This is a genomic window from Phyllobacterium sp. P5_D12 (assembly GCF_054049495.1).
This window is the reverse complement of the sequence record NZ_JBFUMG010000035.1, coordinates 1-19,701: the sequence shown is the minus strand read 5'-3', so window position 1 is coordinate 19,701 and position 19,701 is coordinate 1. Positions and strand designations below refer to the sequence as shown.

The window sequence follows — 19,701 nt, the reverse complement described above, 5'->3', positions numbered from 1 at the left end:
AGAGTCAAGCGTGACTCGCCTATTTATTGCTTTGTAACATTGCTTGTTCTCGATTATTCGATGGTCCCGCGTATTTATGTGAAGTGGTGTGGAAAAGGACAAAACAGCAGTCCTAAATTTTTCCCCCTGAGCCATAATTGTGGAGAACAGGAAAATTTGAAATGGCTGAAGCTACGGTACGCAAGATCAATGAGGCTCAAGGAGCACTTTACCGCGAAGCCCCTAACAATATCGAGGCAGAACAGGCCCTGTTGGGCGCCATTCTCGTCAATAATGATGCGTTTTACCGTGTTTCCGACTTTCTGAAGTCGACCCATTTCAACGAACCGCTGCATCGCAAGATCTTCGAAGTCGCGTCCGATATGATTCGCATGGGGAAGATGGCGAATCCGGTGACGCTGAAGACATTCATGCCGGCTGACGCCAAAATTGGCGAAATGACGGTGATGCAATATCTCGCCCGTCTCGCTGCGGAGGCGGTAACGATCATCAACGCCGAAGACTACGGCCGGGCGATCTACGATCTGGCCACGCGGCGCGCCTTGATTACCATCGGCGAAGACATGGTCAACATAGCCTATGACGCGCCGGTTGATGTGGCGCCGCAGGGCCAGATCGAAGATGCGGAACGACGCCTGTTCGAGCTCGCCGAGACTGGCCGCTACGATGGCGGGTTTCAGACATTTACCGACGCGGTCAAAACGGCCGTCGACATGGCCAATGCGGCGTTCATGCGCGACGGTCACTTGTCCGGTATATCGACAGGTATTCGCGCGCTCGATGCGCGCATGGGCGGCCTTCAACCGTCCGATCTGATTGTCCTCGCCGGACGCCCGGGCATGGGCAAGACCTCGCTTGCAACCAATATTGCATTCAACATTGCCGCAGCCTATGAACCGGAACAATTGGCAGACGGTACGTTCAAGGCAAAGAATGGCGGCGTGGTCGGCTTTTTCTCACTGGAAATGTCGTCGGAACAGCTGGCCACGCGTATCATTTCGGAGCAATCGGAGATCAGTTCCTCGAAAATCCGCCGTGGCGAGATCAGCGAAGCGGATTTCGAAAAACTGGTTGCGTGTTCGCAGCACATGCAGAAAGTGCCGCTTTATATCGATCAGACCGGCGGTATTTCGATTGCCCAGCTTGCAGCGCGGGCGCGGCGGCTAAAGCGTCAGCGCGGGCTCGACGTTCTGGTCATCGACTACATTCAGCTGATGCAGGGGTCGTCAAAGCGCGCGTCGGAAAATCGCGTGCAGGAGATTACCGAAATCACCACGGGGCTGAAAGCGCTCGGCAAGGAATTGAACACGCCGATCATCGCCCTTTCCCAGCTGTCGCGTCAGGTGGAAAGCCGCGAAGACAAGCATCCGCAACTTTCCGACTTGCGCGAATCCGGTTCGATCGAGCAGGACGCGGACGTTGTGCTTTTCGTTTATCGCGACGAATATTACATCAAGAACAAGGAACCGAAGGTCGGGACGGAAGAGCATTTCAAGTGGCAGGCCGATCTCAACGAGGCTACGGGCAAAGCGGAAGTCATCGTCGCCAAGCAACGTCACGGCCCGACAGGCACCGTAAGACTGGCCTTCCAGGCGGAATTTACCCGCTTTACCGACCTAGCCGAAGATTCGCATCTTCCTGAACGGTTCGAGTGAACCTTTGACTGCCAAAAAGCCCCAAACCACCACGACCGGCGCAGATCCTCGGCTAGCCGGGGGACGGCTAACAATCGATCTCGATGCGCTTGTCACCAATTGGCTATTCCTCGCCGAAAAATCGAAACCCGCAGAGGCCAGTGCTGTCGTCAAGGCCGACGCGTACGGCCTCGGCATTGTGCAGGTCGTACCGGCATTGTGGCAGGCGGGATGCCGCACTTTCTTTGTCGCGCTGGCCGAGGAAGGTCTGCGGGTAAAAGCTGTCGCGCCTGATGCGCGGGTGTTTGTGCTCAACGGGTTTTTCGCCGAAGCATTCGAAGCCTACTGCCAATCGGACCTCATTCCCGTTCTTGGCTCGGTCCATGAGCTCGATTTGTGGAAGCACCTGAATTCCCGTCGAAAGGACGAGCTTCCCTTCGCGCTGCACGTGGACACCGGTATGAACCGTCTCGGCATTACCGTCGGGGAAGCCTTGACTTTCGCGGCTGATCTACGGAACCCAAAGCCGGTTCTACTGATGACGCACCTCGCTACGGCTGACGATCAAGCGCATGCGTTGAACCGGAAACAAATTGGATCATTTCAAAAGCTTCGCGAGGCTTTTGCAGGAATTGAATCCAGCATCGCAAATTCCCCCGGCATTTTTCACGCGGCCATAGGTGAATATGAGCTTAGCCGCCCCGGCGTTGCCATGTATGGCGGCGAACCACTTTCCGCCGCCGCCAATCCCATGCGCCCTGTGGTGACGCTGGAAGCACGCATTGTACAGATCCGCACTGGACTAAAGGGCGAGACCGTGGGTTACGGCGCTACCGCGACGCTTAAACGCGACACGCGTATTGCCGTTTGCTCAGTGGGCTATGCGGATGGCTATCTTCGTTCCGCATCGGGCAGCGGTGTGCCGTTGCGCGGCGCTGTACCCAACGGCGGCGAAGGCTTTGTCGCCGGGAGCAAAGTTCCGATTGTTGGTCGCGTCACCATGGACCTTACATCGTTTGATGTCACTGATCTTCCCGTGGATGCGGTCAGCCCAGGGGACTACGTCGAACTCTTCGGACACAACATTGCGTTGGACGACGCTGCTCGCGCCGCTGGAACGATCGGATATGAGTTGCTTACCAGCCTTGGGAATCGCTATCACCGGCGCTATCTCAAATCCGAAAGTCATTGATGGCAAAGCCAAGAGTTCAATTTATCTGTCAGAACTGCGGTGCAGTACATACCCGCTGGGCCGGCAAGTGCGATGAGTGCGGCGAGTGGAACACGCTCGTTGAGGAAGGCACTGCTGGCGGCATCGGTAGCGGGCCAGGCAAGCTTTCGTCCCGCAAAGGTCGCGCAGTAGCGCTGACCACGCTGTCCGGCGAGATCGAGGATGCACCGCGCATCCAGTCCGGCATCGGCGAACTGGATCGTGTCACCGGCGGCGGCTTCGTCCGCGGCTCGGCCATCCTTATCGGCGGCGATCCCGGAATCGGCAAATCCACATTGCTGACACAAGCAGCTGCTGCCCTCGCCCGCCAGGGTCACCGCGTCGTTTACGTTTCGGGTGAAGAAGCAGTGGCGCAAATCAGGTTGCGCGCCCAGCGATTGCACGCTGCCGATACCGACGTGCTGCTCGCGGCCGAAACCAATGTCGAAGACATCTTGGCGACCATCTCCGATTCGAAGCGGCCAGATTTGATCATCATCGATTCGATCCAGACATTGTGGACAGACGCCGCCGATTCTGCCCCCGGCACAGTGACGCAGGTGCGAGCCGGCGCCCAAGCCATGATCCGCTATGCCAAGCAGACCGGCGCAGCAGTTGTTCTCGTAGGCCACGTTACAAAGGAGGGTCAGATCGCGGGGCCTCGCGTGATCGAGCATATGGTCGATGCCGTACTCTATTTTGAAGGCGAAGGCGGCCACCATTACCGCATCTTGAGGACTGTTAAGAATCGTTTTGGTCCGACGGATGAGATCGGCGTGTTCGAAATGTCAGACAAAGGATTGCGCGAAGTCGCCAATCCTTCCGAGCTTTTCCTGGGTGAACGCAACGAAAAGTCTCCAGGAGCTGCAGTTTTTGCAGGCATGGAGGGTACGCGTCCGATACTCGTCGAAATCCAGGCGCTGGTTGCACCCTCGACGCTTGGCACGCCACGCCGCGCAGTTGTCGGGTGGGATGGAAACCGGCTGTCKATGATTCTCGCCGTACTCGAAGCGCATTGCGGCGTAAGGTTCGGTCAGCACGACGTTTACCTGAATGTGGCCGGTGGATATCGAATAACCGAGCCCGCAGCAGACCTTGCAGTTGCATCTGCGCTCGTTTCCTCAATTGCCGGTATTGCCCTTCCCGCAGATTGCGTCTATTTCGGCGAAGTCAGTTTATCTGGTGCGGTTCGCCCGGTGGCGCACGCTGTGCAGAGGCTGAAGGAGGCAGATAAGCTTGGGTTCAAGCAGGCTGTTCTTCCCAAGGGAAGCAACGATGTGGCAAAGAACGGCAATGCTCGTCTGACAGAAACCGCTTCGCTGCCGGACCTAGTGGCCCGGATTGCGGCATCGGGACCTGACAAGAGACAACGCGACGACTGACCAGATAGTATTGGCCAGACTGAATATGGGGATGAACTTAAATGCCAATAACGTTGCTTGACGGAATTCTATTGGGCATCACTCTCGTTTCGGCGGTTTTGGCCATGGTGCGCGGCTTTTCGCGCGAAGTTTTGTCGGTGGTTTCCTGGGCAGCTGCAGCGGCAGCCGCGTATCTGTTCTACAAGCCGGTCATTCCGTTCCTTACGCCCTATATCAGCAATGATACGATTGCACAGATCGCAGCAGCCGGCCTCGTCTTTGTCGTTACGCTGATTGTCGTGTCGATCATTACAATGAAGATTGCCGATTTCATCATCGACAGCCGTATCGGCGCACTCGATCGTACGCTGGGTTTCCTCTTCGGCGCAGCGCGGGGCATCCTTCTCGTCGTTGTCGCCATGCTGTTCTTCAATTGGCTTGTTCCCGAGAACCAGCCGGCATGGGTTGGTCAGGCAAAATCCAAGCCGATGATCGATCAGCTGGGTACAAAACTGATCAGCCTGTTGCCAGAGGACCCGGAATCAACCATCCTCAACCGCCTGAAGCCCGGTACGACAGCGGCCCCGGATGCAGCACCCGACGGCGCCACCACAACACCGGAGCCGAAGGAAGACATTCCGCCGGAAGGGTCGACAAACCAGCCTTGATGCAGTCGAAGAACACAACTGCGTCAATATTGGCATTTATCAGGCCTTGGCGTTTACTTGGTAATGCTCCATATACGTGGCATAATGCAAAACAGGCACAATTGACTCGATCCAAGGTAATCTTGGGGCGGAAGGGCTGGCGGCAATGACCGACATTTCTCGTAACGATAATCAATTGATGTCCCTGGATGACGACACACTGCATGAAGAGTGCGGTGTGTTTGGCATTTTGGGGCATCCCGACGCCGCGACCCTGACCGCGCTCGGCCTGCACGCCCTGCAGCATCGCGGCCAGGAAGCAGCCGGTATCGTCTCCTATGACGGGAAACAGTTTTGTTCGGAACGCCGCATGGGTCTCGTCGGAGACCACTACACCAATCCGGCAACCCTTGCACAACTGCCCGGCGACCGGGCCATCGGCCATGTACGCTATTCGACCACCGGCGACACGGTTCTGCGCAACGTGCAGCCGCTTCTGGCCGAACTTGAGGTCGGCGGCATCGCGATTGCCCATAATGGCAATTTCACCAACGGCCTCACGCTGCGCCGCCAGCTGATTGCCGATGGCGCCATCTGCCAGTCCAATTCCGATACCGAAGTCGTGCTGCACCTTATCGCCCGTTCACGCCACGCCTCATCCAGCGATCGCTTCATCGATGCGATCCGCCAGATGGAAGGCGGTTATGCGATGCTCGCCCTCACCCGCACCAAGCTCATCGCTGCGCGTGACCCGATCGGCATTCGCCCGCTCGTGATGGGTGAACTCGACGGCAAGCCGATTTTTGCTTCCGAAACCTGCGCGCTCGACATTATCGGTGCGAAATTCGTCCGCGATATCGAGAACGGCGAAGTGGTGGTCTGCGAAATCCAGGCTGATGGGTCGATCAGCATCGATACATATAAGCCGCAGAATCCGAAGCGCGAACGGCTTTGCCTGTTTGAATACGTTTACTTCGCCCGTCCGGACTCAGTCGTTGGCGGACGCAACGTCTACACTGCCCGCAAGAACATGGGCATCAACCTTGCCAAGGAAGCACCGCTCGAGGCCGATGTGGTGGTTCCAGTTCCGGATGGCGGCACCCCGGCAGCCATTGGCTTTGCCCAGGCAAGCGGCATTCCCTTCGAGCTCGGCATCATCCGCAACCATTATGTCGGACGCACCTTCATTGAGCCGACCCAGTCGATCCGCGCCTTTGGTGTGAAGCTGAAGCACTCGGCCAACCGTGCCGTCATTGAAGGCAAGCGTGTTGTGCTTGTGGACGATTCCATCGTGCGCGGTACGACTTCGGTCAAGATCGTGCAGATGATCCGTGACGCCGGTGCGCGCGAAGTGCATATCCGCGTTGCCAGCCCGATGATCTTCCATCCGGATTTCTACGGCATAGACACGCCCGATGCGGACAAGCTGCTGGCCAACCAGTATGCGGACCTTGATGCGATGTGCGACTACATCGGAGCAGATTCCCTGGCATTCCTGTCCATCGACGGGCTTTACAAGGCTGTCAGCGGCGCCCCTCGCGATCCACGCTCGCCGCTGTTCACCGATCACTACTTCACTGGCGATTATCCGACGCGGCTTCTCGACAAGGACGGGGCGAGTAACGTTCGCCAGTTCTCGCTTCTCGCAAATAACGGTTGAGTTCACTCTATGATTTCTGACGGCAGTTTTCGGCTGGACGGCAAGCTTGCGCTTGTCAGCGGCGCATCGCGTGGCATTGGCTATTCTCTCTCCAAAGAACTTGCAGCCCGCGGCGCTCACGTTATTGCCGTTGCCCGCACAGTGGGTGGGCTTGAGGAACTCGACGACGAAATCAAGGCAGCTGGCGGAACCGCAACGCTGGTTCCCTTAGACTTGACCGACATGCCCGCCATCGACCGGCTGGGCGGTTCCATTCATGAGCGCTGGGGCAAGCTTGATATCATGGTCGCTAATGCGGGCATTCTTGGAACGATTTCGCCTATCGGACATGTGGAGGCGAAAGTCTTCGACCGATTGGTGGCAATCAATGTCACGAGTGTCTGGCGCCTGATCCGCACCACCGATCCGCTCCTCAAGCTGTCCGATGCCGGGCGCGCCATCCTGCTATCGTCGGGCGTGGCACATACCGCGCGCGCCTATTGGGGACCCTACGCAGCTTCCAAGGCCGCTGTGGAAGTGATGGCACGTACCTGGGCCGAGGAGTCGCAACAGACGCGCTTGTGCATCAATTCCGTCGACCCTGGGGCTACCCGCACCGCCATGCGCGCACAGGCTATGCCAGGTGAAGATCCTGAGGCCTTGCCCACGCCGGCGGAGGTCGCCGCAAAGATCGCCCTGCTCTGTGACCCGGCGCTAAACGCGACCGGCAAGCTTTACGACGTGCGCGCCGACAAATTGCTGAGCTACAACGACCCGAGTTAACCAACGAGGCGAATGATCTTTTCCGTCTTCTCGTTTGCGACAGAAGCCCGGGCACGCCACGCCTTCGGGCTCATGCCAGTGACACGCAGGAACTCGCGATTGAAATTCGACTTCGTCTGAAAGCCRGCATCGAACATGATCCGCGTGATCGGTTCGTCTGTATCGGCAAGCGAGCGGCAAGCTTCCCTCACCCTGTAATCATTCACATATTGCGAGACGCTCATCGATTTGACGCGGTTGACCGCGCTCGACACTTGCCGGACCGGTAGGCCCATTTTCCGGGCAAGCCGGTTGAGATTGAGATCGACATCGCGATAGAGGAAGCGCGATTGCATCAGATCGTCGAGAGAGGCGGCAACTTCTGTATCCTCCACACTCGGCGTTATGACCGGTGCGAACCCTTCATCACCCGCGGCCTCGGTGGGCGGCTGGCTCGTCCCTGCAACCGTGGCTGCTGTWCCCAAAATGAGCAAAGCCAATACGTTGCCGAATGCAACAATGCTGCCGGAATAGACGCCGCCAGTTTCCGCGAAATCAAAGCTGATCACGATATCCGTCAAGCCTGAAGCCAATACGGCAAAGGCCGTAACCTGCAAAGCCCGGTAGGCGCTGATCACGCCATCGAGCCTCGATGAGCCGAGCGCATTGGGTCCCGCCCATGCGAGCGCAGTGAGCGCAATGCCGTAGCCGAGAAAAATAAGAATGAGAGCAAGCGAAATAGGGGCTGGCCAGAACGCGATGAAGCCAAGGATCAGCAAGGCCGGAAGCGCGTGCAACAGGAGCATTGGCCGCTTCAACGGCGACTGCCCGTCTCTCAGCCCTTCAAAACTTAGCCAGGCGAGTGCAGGAACGATCGCTGCCAGCAAGGCCTGCACCGGCAGGATTTTGGTCACCCCGTAACCCCAGCGCACACCAATCACGACCGACTGCAAAACGTAGACGGCGATCAAAGCGGTGAAAAAGAGGTTGGGTGCATTGTTGTCATTCCGCCGGATCATCTGGACCAGCAAGATGAGAAGCAGAAATGCAACGACAAATGGCAGCGGGACAAAGAGCATGGGTCAAATACCAACAATTTATGGATCACTATGACCTCAATCGCGATTGAGGACGACCGAAATTGTGTTTGAGGTCGAAAATAGTACCTCGATACCGCTCCCTTGGCGCAGCGCCGATCAAGTGCCAACTCAAGGAGAACCGATGACGTTTTCGACGATAGTTTGTGCTGCAACCATCCTATCCCTGACAGCGATGCACATAGCCAAGGCTGATGATACAGTCGGTGTACGCCAAATCCTTGCGCCATCGAAAGAGCGTGGAGTCGATCTTGATGTCACCGTCTGGTATCCGGCGCAAGCTGGTGGCAAGGCGATAGTGCTGGGCGAGAGCCCGTTTTTTGTTGGAACGCCCGCTACGCGCGACGCACCGATGTCCCGGGGGAAGTTTCCGGTTATCCTGCTTTCACATGGTGCTGGGCTGGCCGGAAACGCGCAAGCTTTAAGCTGGGTTGCAACACCCTTAGCTGAGCAGGGCTTCGTTGTTGTCGCCCCTACGCATCCGAGGAATACGGGCAGCAATAAATCCGCCGCTGAGACAATGAAGATGTGGTTGAGACCTTCCGATCTCACGGAAGCCTTGAATACAATTGAGAAGGATGAACTCTTCCAAAATCACCTTGATCAAGACAAAATTGGTGTTCTTGGTCTTTCCATGGGTGGCAATACCGCTTTGGCAATAGCGGGTGCTCGCATAGATCCACAACTTTTGGCAGGCTATTGCGATACGGACTTGCTCAATCCTTCGCTTTGCGGGTGGGTCAGACAGAGCGGCGTTGACCTTCATGCGATGAATTTGGAATCTGCAAATCGTGACAATAGAGATGAACGCGTCCGGTTTGCCATGGCAATTGATCCTGCCCCATCTGATATCTTCGAATTCAACAGCTTTGCCAGAATTGAAATCCCGGTTGATATCATTAATCTCGGTCAACCAGGGAAAATCCCCCTGAGCGCTCAAGCCTCCGGGATCGCAAAAGCGATTGCAAATGCGAGTTACACAGTCGTTGAAGATGCGAGCCATTATAGCATGTTTGCCGAATGCAAACCCGGCGCTGCCGACATCATTGTGTCTGAAAAGATAGGTGATCCACTTTGCGATGACGGTGGCGGGCGGTCACGCGCCGGAATTCACGCGCAGCTGATCGACATGATAAGCAAAGCCTTCGAACGGACACTAAAGACTTCCCCCACCAAATAGCCTGCACATCGAGCTTGCAAAAAATAGTTACCTCAAGAGGCTTTTCGGACGAAGTGCCTAAGCGATTGAGATTGCGACGAAATTTCGGAAAATACTTACACTCTCGATCTTTGTTTCGGCTCTTGCCTTGAGTATCCTCCCGTCTCAGGCCGCAGGTCTCAAATTCATCGAGGTGCCTTCCAATGATCGTGGACCAGTTCTGACGGCTGCCGTCTGGTATCCGTGTGTCGGCAAGCCGGCGCGGGTAGAAATAGGCTTCGACTATTCGACAGCCGTGCGAGACTGTCCACTCGCAGGTGAAAAACTTCCGCTCATCGTGATCTCTCATGGTGTGGGTGGATGGTCCGGCAATTATCATGCACTTGCTGAAATGCTTGCAGATGCAGGATTTGTAGTCGCTGCCATCAATCATCCACGAGATAGCGGCCAATCGAAAACGAGAGATCCGAACGATATAGCTTCCATGACCCAGCGCCCTGTCGATATGACAAGGCTTGTCGATTTCATGTTGGATCGCTGGTCAAATACATCGCAGATCGATCCGGCGCGAATCGGCGTTTTCGGCTTTTCACGAGGCGGCTTCACTGGCCTCGCCATGATTGGCGGCAACCCCGACTGGAAATTGCTGCTTGATAATTGCCCGACCTATCCGGGAAACCGCTTTTGCGAGCAAATTCGCAGCGCCGCAATTGCTCCCTTGGCCGGTGATCCACGGATCAAAGCTGCAGTGTTGGTTGACCCCGCGGGCGGTAGCCTATTCACCGCCGAAGGCTTGGGCAAAGTGACGGTTCCAGTCCAGTTATGGGCATCTGAATATGGTGGAGACGGTCTATCGCCCAAAGATGCCGCAACGGTTGCTCATAACCTGCCCACCAAGCCAGACTATCGCATCGTACCGAACTCTGGCCATTTCTCTTTTCTCCCATCTTGCAGTCAGGAATTCGCGAAACTCGTGGCCAACTCCGGTGAGTCTGAGCTATGCACCGACAGGGCAGGCTTTGATCGCGTCGCTTTCCACAGGCAGTTCAACACAGATATCCTGGCCTTCTTCCGCAAGAATCTGATTGAAGCCGAGCAGTGAAACCCGCCTGGTTCCGAAATCAGGAAAGGGTTTCGGAACCACCGCTTTCAGTTTCTGCCAAAGCGGCGCGATCTGCCGCTTCGTAGCGCTTCCACGCTCGCGCACTGAAGGGTAGCGACAGGAAGAAGGCGATTGCTGTAAGTGTCAGCGTTTGCCACGTATAACTCATCAGGAATGCCACGTAGACCACGATGAACAGGAATGTGGGCATGACCCAATCCGAACGCAGCCTCGTACCTGCAGCCTTGCCGCTATAGACCGGCAGGCGGCTGATCATCAGCACCGCGACCCCAACGGTATAGGCAGCGGCCGCAAAGGCGATCGCACGCGTTGGCGCGAGACCCAGAAAGCCGAGATAGACCGGCAGCATGACGAGCATGGCTCCTGCCGGAGCCGGTACGCCGGTGAAGAAATTGTTCTGCCAGAGCGGCTTGCCGACGACGTCAAGCATCACATTGAAGCGTGCCAAACGCAGGCAACATGCGATGCAGTAAAGCAACGCCGCAATCCAACCGAACGAGCGCGCCTGATCCAGCATATAGGCGTAAAGCACCAGCGCCGGAGCAACGCCAAAATTGACGATGTCGGCCAGCGAATCCATCTGTGCGCCGAACTTCGTGGAGCCCTTCATCATACGGGCGATGCGTCCGTCGATCCCGTCTAGAAATGCCGCGAGAAGCACCATGGACACTGCCAGCTCGAAACGATTCTCGAAGGCCAGCCGGATACCGGTCAGTCCGGCGCAGATCGCCAGAACGGTGATGACATTGGGTGCGAGATAGCGCATGGGAATGCGCCGGCCAACCGGTCCGGCGGTCTGCGGCTTCTCGTCAAACAATGGATCGATTTCGGTCTCGGTCATGCGCCCTGCCTCAACTGATCCGGACCAACGGAGCGCTTGCCGCGCCACCGAATTCGGCGATGACGGATTCGCCGCCGACCGCAGTCTGGCCGATCGCAACGCGCGGCGTAAAGCCCTCCGGCAGATAAACGTCAACGCGCGAGCCGAAGCGGATGAGACCGAACCGCTCGCCGATCGAAATGGCAGTGTTTTCGTCGGCCCAGCAGACAATGCGGCGCGCTATAAGCCCGGCAATCTGCACGACAGCGATCTCACCATTTGGACCGTCAATCAAAAGGCTGTTGCGCTCATTCTCAGTGCTGGCCTTGTCGAGGTCGGCGTTCAGGAACTTCCCCGGCTTGTGCACGATCGTCGTTATCCGGCCGCGCACCGGGGCGCGGTTGATGTGGCAGGAAAAGACATTCATGAACACGGATATCCGGGTCATCTCCTTGTCGCCAAGACCAAGCTCGCGCGGCGGGATAGCGGGCCCAACAGCTGAAACGATGCCATCTGCCGGACTGATCACCAGCTTGTCATCCGTCGGGGTAACACGCTGCGGGTCACGATAGAAATAGATGCACCAAGCGGTGAGAATGAGACCAATCCAGAACAACGGTTCCCAAAAATAGCCGAGGACAATCGTCGCGCCGGCAAAACCGGCAATGAACGGGTACCCTTCCCGGTGGATAGGCACCAAGGTATTGCGTATGGAATCAACAAGACTCATTAATTTATTCCTGGTTGTGCCGGCAGCTCACCTTGCATGAAACGGCGAGCGCTCCAAGGCAAGTCGCGCGTTACTTATCGGAGATTGGCAGCTGGAGCAAACCATTCAAGCGGGCATGGCGGGCTTTCCACGCACGATGACGCCAAGGTCGTCTTCCTCTTGTACGCGGCGCAAACGCTCCTCAGCTTCCGTAGCCTCGCGCTGACGGTTCCACATGGAGGCATATAGCCCCCTCTTGGCCAAAAGCTTCGCATGGGTGCCGCGCTCGGCGATAACCCCATCTTTCAGGACAATAATGTCATCAGCCCCGATGATGGTTGAAAGCCGATGGGCGATGACCAATGTCGTGCGATTGCGACTGACAAGATCGAGCGCCGACTGAATCTCATGCTCGGTAGCGCTATCGAGTGCCGAGGTCGCCTCGTCAAGGATCAGAATAGGCGGAGCTTTCAAAATCGTTCTTGCAATCGCCACGCGCTGCTTTTCGCCGCCGGAAAGCTTGAGTCCGCGCTCGCCTACCATGGCGTCATAGCCTTCGGGCAACGTTTCAATGAAAGGTCCTATCTGTGCAAGCTCCGCTGCATTGCGCATCTCGGCTTCCGTCGCAGTGATGCGCCCGTAGCGGATATTATAGGCGATGGTGTCGTTGAAGAGGACAGTATCTTGCGGAACCATGCCGATAGCCGATCGCAAGCTGTCCTGTGTCACGTCCCGGATATCCTGACCGTCAATGGTGATCGAGCCATTCTGGATGTCGTAAAAGCGGAACAGCAGGCGCGACAGGGTAGATTTGCCCGCGCCGGAAGGCCCAACAATCGCTACAGTCTTGCCTGCGGGAACCTCAAAGCTGACGCCTTTCAGGATCGGACGCTTCGGATCATAGGCGAACTGTACGTTATCAAAACGCACGGCCCCGCGTTCGATCACCAGCGGCCTGGCATCTGGCCTGTCCATCACTTCCTGTTCGACATCGAGCAGGTCGAACATCTGCTCGATATCCGTTAGACCCTGACGCACTTCCCGATAGATAAAGCCGATAAAGTTGAGCGGGACGGACAACTGCATCAGCATTGCATTAATGAAGACAAAATCACCCAATGTCTGGGTTCCGGCAATCACCTCCCTGCCCGACATGATCATCATGACCGCCATGCCGATACCGAAAATCACCGCCTGTCCAAAGTTAAGCCAGCCAAGCGACGTCCAGATGCGTGTCGCCGAAATCTCGTAGCGCGCCATGGCAGCATCAAAACGGCCGGCCTCCATAGTCTCATTGCCGAAATATTTGACAGTTTCATAATTGAGCAGCGAGTCGATTGCCTTGGAGTTGGCGTCGGTGTCAGAGGCGTTCATGTCCCGGCGAATGCCGATGCGCCAGTCACTGGCTCTTACCGTGAACCATGTGTAGAGCCACACGGTCGCCACCACGACAGCCAAATAAGACATTCCATAGGTCACGGCGAAAATCACCGYGGTCATCAGAAACTCGATGATCGTCGGCGCCGTATTCAAGATGGTGAAGCGAACGATGGTTTCGATGCCCTTCGTTCCGCGTTCGATGATGCGCGAAAGACCACCGGTACGGCGTTCGACGTGGAAGCGCAGCGACAATTCATGCATATGAACAAAGGTCTTATAGGCAAGCTTTCGTACGGCATATTGGCCGACGCTGGCGAACAGTGCATCGCGCAGCTGGTTTAAACCCGCCTGCACGATACGTGCTGCATTATAAGCTGCCACGAGCATGAGCGGACCGACGAGAAGTGCCGGTATCAGATCAGATGCCTCGAATTTCCCATTCAAGGCATTTGTCGCCCATTTGAAAAAATAAGGAACCAGGATCAGGACCACCTTCGAGATGATCAGATACACGGAAGCCCAGACGACCCGCATTCTTAAATCAGGGCGTTCCATCGGCCACATATAGGGCCAGAGATTACGAATGGTCTGAAGGGTTTTTCCAGACTCGTCTGAGACGGTTTTGTTGGCCACTGTTAATCCTTGAAGACAATTTCGAGTTCGGGCAACTCTTGCGTTTCCCCGATGATTGTTCCTGGCGAGCAGCAAAGGCTTGCCATGTCGTTCACGAGTGCGGCCATATTGGCAAACGCTGCCGGATCGATGCTGTAACGAGAGCTCTGGCCGGACTGCTTGTAACGGACAAGACCGGCATCGACGAGAATCTTCAAATGCTGCGATACGGTCGACTGTGCCAGATCGAGCCCAGCGACGATATCCTTACAACACGAAGCATCAAGGCACGCGAGCTGGCGGATAATGCGCAAGCGCGCCGGATGTGCCAACGCGGCGAGTATGCGCGCTGTATTGGCATCAGAATGATGTTGGAACGAGCCCGTGCATTTCATCGTTCATCGGCGATAAACGATATAATTTTCCGATGCAAGGAGAAATCGCGATTCTTTTTTTCGAAAACGGGCGTCAACAGCCCGTCTTTTCTATTGAACTACAGATTTATCTTTTTCTGGCAATGCGAAGATCTGCCCGGGGTAAATCATGTCCGGATTGCGGATCTGTTCCTTGTTAGCCAAATAGATAGTCGTGTAGCGCATGCCAGCACCATAGGTACGGCGTGAAATCTGCCAAAGACTGTCACCGCGGCGGATAATCACCGATCCATCGACGTTCTGCAGGGGAGTGCCCGCTTCAGCGACTTGCGGCGCCTGTCCGTCGGTTTGTGGTACAATCGCACCAGTCTCGGTTTGCGTATCGGCACCTGGAGTTGCCGGTGCGACAGCCGAGACACGCTCGCCGGCCTCGCGCTTGAACGGAACCGCTGCTCTGGCCACGACCGTCACGCCATCCTTGCCCAGCATATCAGCACGGATAATATAGTCTCCGACAGCCAGCTGCTGAACAGTCTGTACCAAAAACCGGCCATTGGGTGCTGTCTTTGTCGTTCCAAGCAGAGTGGAATTTGCGTAGACCTTTACCGCAGAGCCCGCTTGGGCATTACCAGCGACGAAAATCTTGCTGCCTTCGAGCTCGACTGCTTCGACCGTGATCAACGCTTTCTCTACGGGAGCGAGGCCAGGCTTGTCGCCCTTGGGTGCAGCAACAGTTGTTGGCTGGGTGGATGAAGGCGCGGGTTCCACCGGCTCGGGCTTTGTGATCATGCGGCTGGGCTGGCCGGATTGTTCAACAAGAGCCAATACCTGACCAGTCTTTGACTCTGGAATGGAAACTATCGCCGTCTCAAGCGAAGTCATGGCGCTGCCGTCCTGTGTTGTTGAACGCAAGACAAGCTGGTAGTCGCCCGGCTTCAGCGGATTATCCAGCGCGATAACAAAATCACCATTCTCAGCTGATTTGGTCGTGCCGATGACGCTTGAGCGCGACAAAAGGTCAACCGTCGCATTTTTTGCGGCGTTGCCGGCGATAACGATAGTGCCCGAGGGATCGACACGCAGAACATCAAAAGTTGGCGCGCCATTATTTGCCGTCGCTGGCGGTGGAGCCGAAACCTGTCCGGAAGCAACGTCTGACTCCGGTACGGTCGTCAGGGACTGAATTTGGGGTTCGGAATTTGCCGAGGGCGCTGCAGGCTGTGTCTGCACCGTTCCACTCATCACAGGAGCCGGTTGCTCCACAACGGGCTTGCCCGGCATCAGGCCAACATAGGCCGCAACAAGACCAGCAGCAACGACAGTACCAAATCCCAAAAGCGCAAATTTATTCTCGAACATCGTTCCCCGATCCTATTGTTCCTTTTGCTCTACCGCCTTTTCTGCCAAGCTACAAGAAAACCCTTTAGATTCAGACCCATTCTTTCGACGTATCCATAAAGCCGGCGTATGAAACTTTTGTCTCGCATTTGCACCGGCTTGACGTTTTGTGATGTGCAAGGCACCACTCATTGTATGAGCAAGATTCGATCCATTTGTGTCTATTGCGGCTCCTCACCGGGCCGCGACCCGATTTACAAACAAAGCGGCAAGCTTCTCGGCCAAACGATCGCTGAGCATGGACTTGAGCTCGTCTATGGCGGCGGCACCAAAGGCATTATGGGCGCAGTTGCAGACGGAGTCATGTCTGCGGGTGGCAAAGTCACAGGAATTATTCCGAAATTCCTGATGAACAAAGAGGCCACCGAACACGCGCTTGGCCAGCTTTCAGAGCTTATTGTTACCGAAGACATGCATGAGCGCAAGCATAAGATGTTCGAGCGCTCGGACGCGTTCGTTACCTTGCCCGGCGGTATCGGCACTGTCGAAGAGATCGTCGAGATCATGACATGGGCGCAACTCGGCCGTCATCGGAAGCCTATGGTCTTCGCCAACATCAACGGATTTTGGAATCCGATGCTGGCCCTCATCGAGCACATGAAAGCCGAGGGTTTCGTGCACACGTCACATTTGGTCAATCCGCTTGTGGTAGAGAAGCCGGAAGATATCGTACCCGCCATCCTCAATGCTGCTGCACGAGGTGACCGGGAAGGCAATGAAGCAATCATAGAGCGGCTGTAGCAAGCAAAAGGGATCTCATGGCGGATAATATTACCCCCGATCCCCCAAGCAACGCACCCCTCATCCAAAGTGATGAGTTTGTCATCGCCCACAGCTTCCGCGACGACGGCACATTATTGCCATCCGCACACGCTGGAGCAGCAGAAAGTGCGTGGGTTTGGAAAAGCTATGGCCTTGCCGATGCGCGGGCAAGGCGCAATCTCGAAACTGACGAAAGCCTGCCGGAGGTTGTGCGGGAAGCATTGCTCTCCCCCGGCGATCAGTATCAGATCACCTATGAAGAGGGCTGGCTATACGGTGAATTGCCGGACCTGCAGCACAAGCACTATGGCGATCCGCGGGAGCTTGGGTATTTCCGCTTCGCTTTCAATGAGCGATTCTTCATCAGCGGACGCCGTCACCCCCTCCAATCGGTCGACGATGTACGTCAGGCTATTCTCGGCGGCAAGGTAAAGCCGAAATCGCCAATCGCTCTGTTCAACGCCATCTTCCGGCGTTTTCTCGATCTTCTAAAAATAGAGATCACCAAACTCTCGGAAACCCTGGATTCCATCGAGGATCATATTGTCGGCGAGAACTGGCAGGGCGAGCGGGAACGTCTCGTGCCTGTCCGGCGTCAGATCGTTGTGTTTCACCGCTACCTCACGGCGGCGACAGGTCTGTTCCGTCATATTGATCACGCCGATCGCCGGGTTTTTCCCGAAGAATTGGACGATCTGATCGAAGGCTTGTCGCGCCGCGCCGAAACGTTGCACGCGGAAGGTGAACAATTGCAGCAGCGTGCACGCCTGCTCCAGGACGAACTCTTGGCGAAACTCACGGATCAGTCAAACCGCTTTCTGTATGTCCTGTCGGTAATGACCGCGGTCCTTTTGCCAAGCACTGTCATAAGCGGGCTTTTCGGCATGAATACCGGTGGACTGCCGCTTGCGGAAAGTACACATGGATTCTGGCTTATTACTGCCTTGGCACTCGGTATTTCTGGAATGGTTTATCTCGTCGTGAGAAAGATCGGCGGATCGCGGAACTAATGCGCCGGTGCCAATCGCAGCTTTCGCGCCTCATACACCATTGACCAGGTGTAGATCGCAAGGGCTGACCAGATCAGACCGAATGCAATAAGCTGTACATGCGAGAACGGCTCGTCGAAAACAAAGATTGCAATGAAGAACACAATCGTCGGCGCAATATATTGCATCAAACCAATGGTCGTATAGCGCAGGAGCTTGGCGCCAAGCGCATAGAAAATAAGCGGCACAGCGGTTGCAAGCCCTGCAAACAGCAACAGACCCGTGTCGTGCGGCGCGCCATTGGTGAAGTGGCTGGTGTTCTGCGTCAGGGTCCAGGCAATGAAACCGAGCGAGGGAACGGAAAGTATCAGTACCTCAAGCGTGAAGCCCTGTATGGCGCCGATCGGCAAGGTTTTGCGAAAGAAACCATAAAAGCCAAAGCTGAACGCGAGGACGAGTGAAATCCACGGGAGACCACCGGACGACACGGTCAGCAGAATGACCGCGCATGCGGCCAAAGCTATGGCAACCATTTGCGCCTTCGAAAGGCGTTCGGACAGGAAGATGCCGCCAAGGACCACATTCACCAGCGGATTGATGTAATAGCCCAACGCTGTATCTACAGTGTGATTATTGCCGATTGCCCAGACATAGGTGCCCCAGTTCACGGTGATGAGACTGGCGGTCAATATAGCCATCGCCAGCATGCGCGGAGTCGTGAAAGCGACCCTCAGATCGCCAAGCAACCCAAGCCACCAAAGCAGTACGACGGCAATGGGAACCGACCAGACAATACGGTGGGCCACCACTTCCAGCGCTGGTATATGCGCAACCGATTTCAAATAGAATGGCAGGATACCCCACAACAGATAAGCACAAAGGGCGAAAATAAATCCCTTCTTGCCATCCGACATTCCAATGAAAGCATCGGATGTCGTATGGTCGCCAGCGACGGCTCGATTGCTATCGATTTGTTGGGTCATGGTGCGAAGTCCTAGTCCCCGCGCGGCATGCCGTCTATTGAATTCGACTGATCAATCGATCAAGCCATTTGATGTTTTCGCTCAAAATTGGGGCATGAATTCCCTAAAATGACAAAAAAATCTTTATTCAGCAGCTATTTTCCCTGCCAAATCCCGATTTTTCATCAATTTATAGACAATGGAATCCATTAACGCCTGGAAGGATGCGTCGATGATATTGTCCGAAACACCGACCGTCCACCAGCGCACGTTGCTGGAATCGGTCGACTCGACGAGCACACGCGTGATGGCCTCGGTACCGCCGTTCAATATGCGTACCTTGAAATCAGCGAGCACAAGATCAGCGATCTCGTCCTGATAGCGGCCCATGTCCTTGCGCAACGCCAGATCGAGTGCATTGACCGGTCCATGCCCTTCAGCGACCGACATCCGCGTTTCACCATCGACCTCCATACGGACAACGGCCTCCGAGACGGTCTTGATATTGCCATTTGCATCGAAACGCCGCTCGACCATGCAGCGGAATGAGTCAACTTTGAAGAACTCCGGAACAGTGCCGAGCGTCCGTCGCGCCAGGAGCTCAAAACTGGCGTCAGCGCCTTCATAGGCATAGCCCTCGGACTCATGTTCCTTGACCAGCGCGATCAACGTGTCGAGCCTCGGATCCGACTTGGCCACCGGAATACCGCGACGTTCAAGTTCATTGATGAAATTCGATTTGCCGCCTTGGTCCGAAACCATGAGCTTGCGACGATTGCCGACAGTTTCCGGCGGTACATGTTCATATGTCGCCGGTTCCTTGACCAAGGCCGACGCGTGAATACCGGCCTTGGTTGCAAATGCCGATGCACCGACGAACGCGCCTTGCGTATTGGGTGCACGGTTGAGCAATTCGTCGAAACTGCGTGACAGGCGGGAAAGCCCCTGGAGTTTCTCCAGGCTGATGCCGGTTTCGAAACGCTTCGACCAATTGGATTTCAGCATGAGCGTCGGGATGATCGTCACCAGATTGGCATTTCCGCAGCGCTCACCGATACCGTTG

18 protein-coding genes are annotated in these 19,701 nt (G+C 55.9%); 10 read left to right on the top strand and 8 right to left on the bottom strand.

Translation table 11 applies throughout. The features are described 5' to 3' along the window. Positions 1 to 161: 161 nt before the first annotated feature. The 6 genes from ACXJ5O_RS04720 (at position 162) to ACXJ5O_RS04695 (ending at position 7,274) form a co-directional block, all read left to right on the top strand. Positions 162 to 1,655, top strand: coding sequence for a replicative DNA helicase (locus tag ACXJ5O_RS04720; RefSeq protein ID WP_224505708.1), 1,494 nt, complete (start codon positions 162 to 164; stop codon positions 1,653 to 1,655). Positions 1,656 to 1,659: 4 nt separating this feature from the next. Continuing rightward, the gene (gene alr, locus ACXJ5O_RS04715) at positions 1,660 to 2,826 is read left to right on the top strand and encodes an alanine racemase (RefSeq protein ID WP_457298886.1); all 1,167 of its coding nucleotides are present in this window, start codon (positions 1,660 to 1,662) and stop codon (positions 2,824 to 2,826) included. After that, positions 2,826 to 4,226 carry a DNA repair protein RadA gene (gene radA, locus ACXJ5O_RS04710; protein WP_457298885.1) on the top strand — a complete coding sequence of 467 codons (1,401 nt, stop codon included), beginning with the start codon at positions 2,826 to 2,828 and terminating at the stop codon, positions 4,224 to 4,226. Before alr ends, radA begins: the two co-directional genes overlap by 1 nt. A gap of 41 nt (positions 4,227 to 4,267) precedes the next feature. Continuing rightward, a complete protein-coding gene (locus tag ACXJ5O_RS04705; protein WP_457298884.1) occupies positions 4,268 to 4,873 on the top strand; it encodes a CvpA family protein in 606 nt (201 codons plus the stop codon). Positions 4,874 to 5,018: 145 nt separating this feature from the next. Beyond that, entirely contained in the window at positions 5,019 to 6,512 is a 1,494-nt protein-coding gene (gene purF / locus ACXJ5O_RS04700; protein WP_457298883.1) for an amidophosphoribosyltransferase, read from the top strand. Between the two features lie 9 nt (positions 6,513 to 6,521). Further along, complete coding sequence (locus ACXJ5O_RS04695) at positions 6,522 to 7,274, top strand: SDR family NAD(P)-dependent oxidoreductase (RefSeq protein WP_457298882.1); 753 nt, start codon at positions 6,522 to 6,524, stop codon at positions 7,272 to 7,274. Here the strand turns inward: ACXJ5O_RS04695 and ACXJ5O_RS04690 are convergent. Continuing rightward, positions 7,271 to 8,332, bottom strand: a complete 1,062-nt coding sequence (locus ACXJ5O_RS04690) for a helix-turn-helix domain-containing protein (RefSeq protein WP_457298881.1) — start codon at positions 8,330 to 8,332, stop codon at positions 7,271 to 7,273. The genes ACXJ5O_RS04695 and ACXJ5O_RS04690 overlap by 4 nt on opposite strands. 142 nt (positions 8,333 to 8,474) lie before the next feature. Between ACXJ5O_RS04690 and ACXJ5O_RS04685 the strand changes: the two genes are divergently transcribed. Then, positions 8,475 to 9,530: an alpha/beta hydrolase family protein gene (locus ACXJ5O_RS04685; protein WP_457298887.1), complete on the top strand. Its 1,056-nt coding sequence runs from the start codon at positions 8,475 to 8,477 to the stop codon at positions 9,528 to 9,530. Between the two features lie 127 nt (positions 9,531 to 9,657). Next, positions 9,658 to 10,611: an alpha/beta hydrolase family protein gene (locus tag ACXJ5O_RS04680; protein WP_457298880.1), complete on the top strand. Its 954-nt coding sequence runs from the start codon at positions 9,658 to 9,660 to the stop codon at positions 10,609 to 10,611. Between the two features lie 19 nt (positions 10,612 to 10,630). Here ACXJ5O_RS04680 and pssA read toward each other — a convergent pair whose 3' ends face one another. The 5 genes from pssA to ACXJ5O_RS04655 all read right to left on the bottom strand — a co-directional run bounded on the left by pssA (position 10,631) and on the right by ACXJ5O_RS04655 (position 15,886). After that, entirely contained in the window at positions 10,631 to 11,473 is an 843-nt protein-coding gene (gene pssA, locus ACXJ5O_RS04675) for a CDP-diacylglycerol--serine O-phosphatidyltransferase (protein ID WP_457298879.1), read from the bottom strand. Positions 11,474 to 11,483: 10 nt separating this feature from the next. Further along, positions 11,484 to 12,182: a phosphatidylserine decarboxylase gene (locus ACXJ5O_RS04670; RefSeq protein WP_457298878.1), complete on the bottom strand. Its 699-nt coding sequence runs from the start codon at positions 12,180 to 12,182 to the stop codon at positions 11,484 to 11,486. A 105-nt stretch (positions 12,183 to 12,287) separates the two neighbouring features. Continuing rightward, complete coding sequence (locus ACXJ5O_RS04665) at positions 12,288 to 14,174, bottom strand: ABCB family ABC transporter ATP-binding protein/permease (protein WP_457298877.1); 1,887 nt, start codon at positions 14,172 to 14,174, stop codon at positions 12,288 to 12,290. A 2-nt stretch (positions 14,175 to 14,176) separates the two neighbouring features. Further along, on the bottom strand, positions 14,177 to 14,548 hold the full coding sequence (locus ACXJ5O_RS04660) for an ArsR/SmtB family transcription factor (protein WP_457298876.1): 372 nt from the start codon (positions 14,546 to 14,548) through the stop codon (positions 14,177 to 14,179). 90 nt (positions 14,549 to 14,638) lie between these two features. Beyond that, positions 14,639 to 15,886: a LysM peptidoglycan-binding domain-containing protein gene (locus ACXJ5O_RS04655; protein WP_457298875.1), complete on the bottom strand. Its 1,248-nt coding sequence runs from the start codon at positions 15,884 to 15,886 to the stop codon at positions 14,639 to 14,641. 174 nt (positions 15,887 to 16,060) lie between these two features. On the opposite strand from ACXJ5O_RS04655, the gene ACXJ5O_RS04650 reads away from it, so the two are divergent. Next, the gene (locus ACXJ5O_RS04650) at positions 16,061 to 16,666 is read left to right on the top strand and encodes an LOG family protein (protein WP_112527829.1); all 606 of its coding nucleotides are present in this window, start codon (positions 16,061 to 16,063) and stop codon (positions 16,664 to 16,666) included. A 17-nt stretch (positions 16,667 to 16,683) separates the two neighbouring features. Next, complete coding sequence (locus ACXJ5O_RS04645; RefSeq protein ID WP_457298874.1) at positions 16,684 to 17,697, top strand: CorA family divalent cation transporter; 1,014 nt, start codon at positions 16,684 to 16,686, stop codon at positions 17,695 to 17,697. Here ACXJ5O_RS04645 and rarD read toward each other — a convergent pair. Together rarD and ACXJ5O_RS04635 are read right to left on the bottom strand one after the other, a co-directional pair. After that, positions 17,694 to 18,590, bottom strand: coding sequence for an EamA family transporter RarD (rarD, locus tag ACXJ5O_RS04640; protein ID WP_162701878.1), 897 nt, complete (start codon positions 18,588 to 18,590; stop codon positions 17,694 to 17,696). The genes ACXJ5O_RS04645 and rarD overlap by 4 nt on opposite strands. A gap of 192 nt (positions 18,591 to 18,782) precedes the next feature. Further along, positions 18,783 to 19,701 (bottom strand): alpha-isopropylmalate synthase regulatory domain-containing protein (locus tag ACXJ5O_RS04635; RefSeq protein WP_457298873.1); only part of this gene is annotated, 919 nt, incomplete at its 5' end.

What these genes read in the sequence shown, in the direction of transcription:
- ACXJ5O_RS04705 (WP_457298884.1), top strand. Translation starts at nt 4,268, where the DNA reads ATGCCAATAACGTTGCTTGACGGAATTCTATTGGGCATCACTCTCGTT.
- purF (WP_457298883.1), top strand. Translation starts at nt 5,019, where the DNA reads ATGACCGACATTTCTCGTAACGATAATCAATTGATGTCCCTGGATGAC.
- ACXJ5O_RS04685 (WP_457298887.1), top strand. Translation starts at nt 8,475, where the DNA reads ATGACGTTTTCGACGATAGTTTGTGCTGCAACCATCCTATCCCTGACA.
- ACXJ5O_RS04670 (WP_457298878.1), bottom strand. Translation starts at nt 12,182, where the DNA reads ATGAGTCTTGTTGATTCCATACGCAATACCTTGGTGCCTATCCACCGG.
- pssA (WP_457298879.1), bottom strand. Translation starts at nt 11,473, where the DNA reads ATGACCGAGACCGAAATCGATCCATTGTTTGACGAGAAGCCGCAGACC.
- rarD (WP_162701878.1), bottom strand. Translation starts at nt 18,590, where the DNA reads ATGTCGGATGGCAAGAAGGGATTTATTTTCGCCCTTTGTGCTTATCTG.
- ACXJ5O_RS04650 (WP_112527829.1), top strand. Translation starts at nt 16,061, where the DNA reads ATGAGCAAGATTCGATCCATTTGTGTCTATTGCGGCTCCTCACCGGGC.
- ACXJ5O_RS04645 (WP_457298874.1), top strand. Translation starts at nt 16,684, where the DNA reads ATGGCGGATAATATTACCCCCGATCCCCCAAGCAACGCACCCCTCATC.
- ACXJ5O_RS04695 (WP_457298882.1), top strand. Translation starts at nt 6,522, where the DNA reads ATGATTTCTGACGGCAGTTTTCGGCTGGACGGCAAGCTTGCGCTTGTC.
- ACXJ5O_RS04660 (WP_457298876.1), bottom strand. Translation starts at nt 14,548, where the DNA reads ATGAAATGCACGGGCTCGTTCCAACATCATTCTGATGCCAATACAGCG.
- ACXJ5O_RS04655 (WP_457298875.1), bottom strand. Translation starts at nt 15,886, where the DNA reads ATGTTCGAGAATAAATTTGCGCTTTTGGGATTTGGTACTGTCGTTGCT.
- ACXJ5O_RS04720 (WP_224505708.1), top strand. Translation starts at nt 162, where the DNA reads ATGGCTGAAGCTACGGTACGCAAGATCAATGAGGCTCAAGGAGCACTT.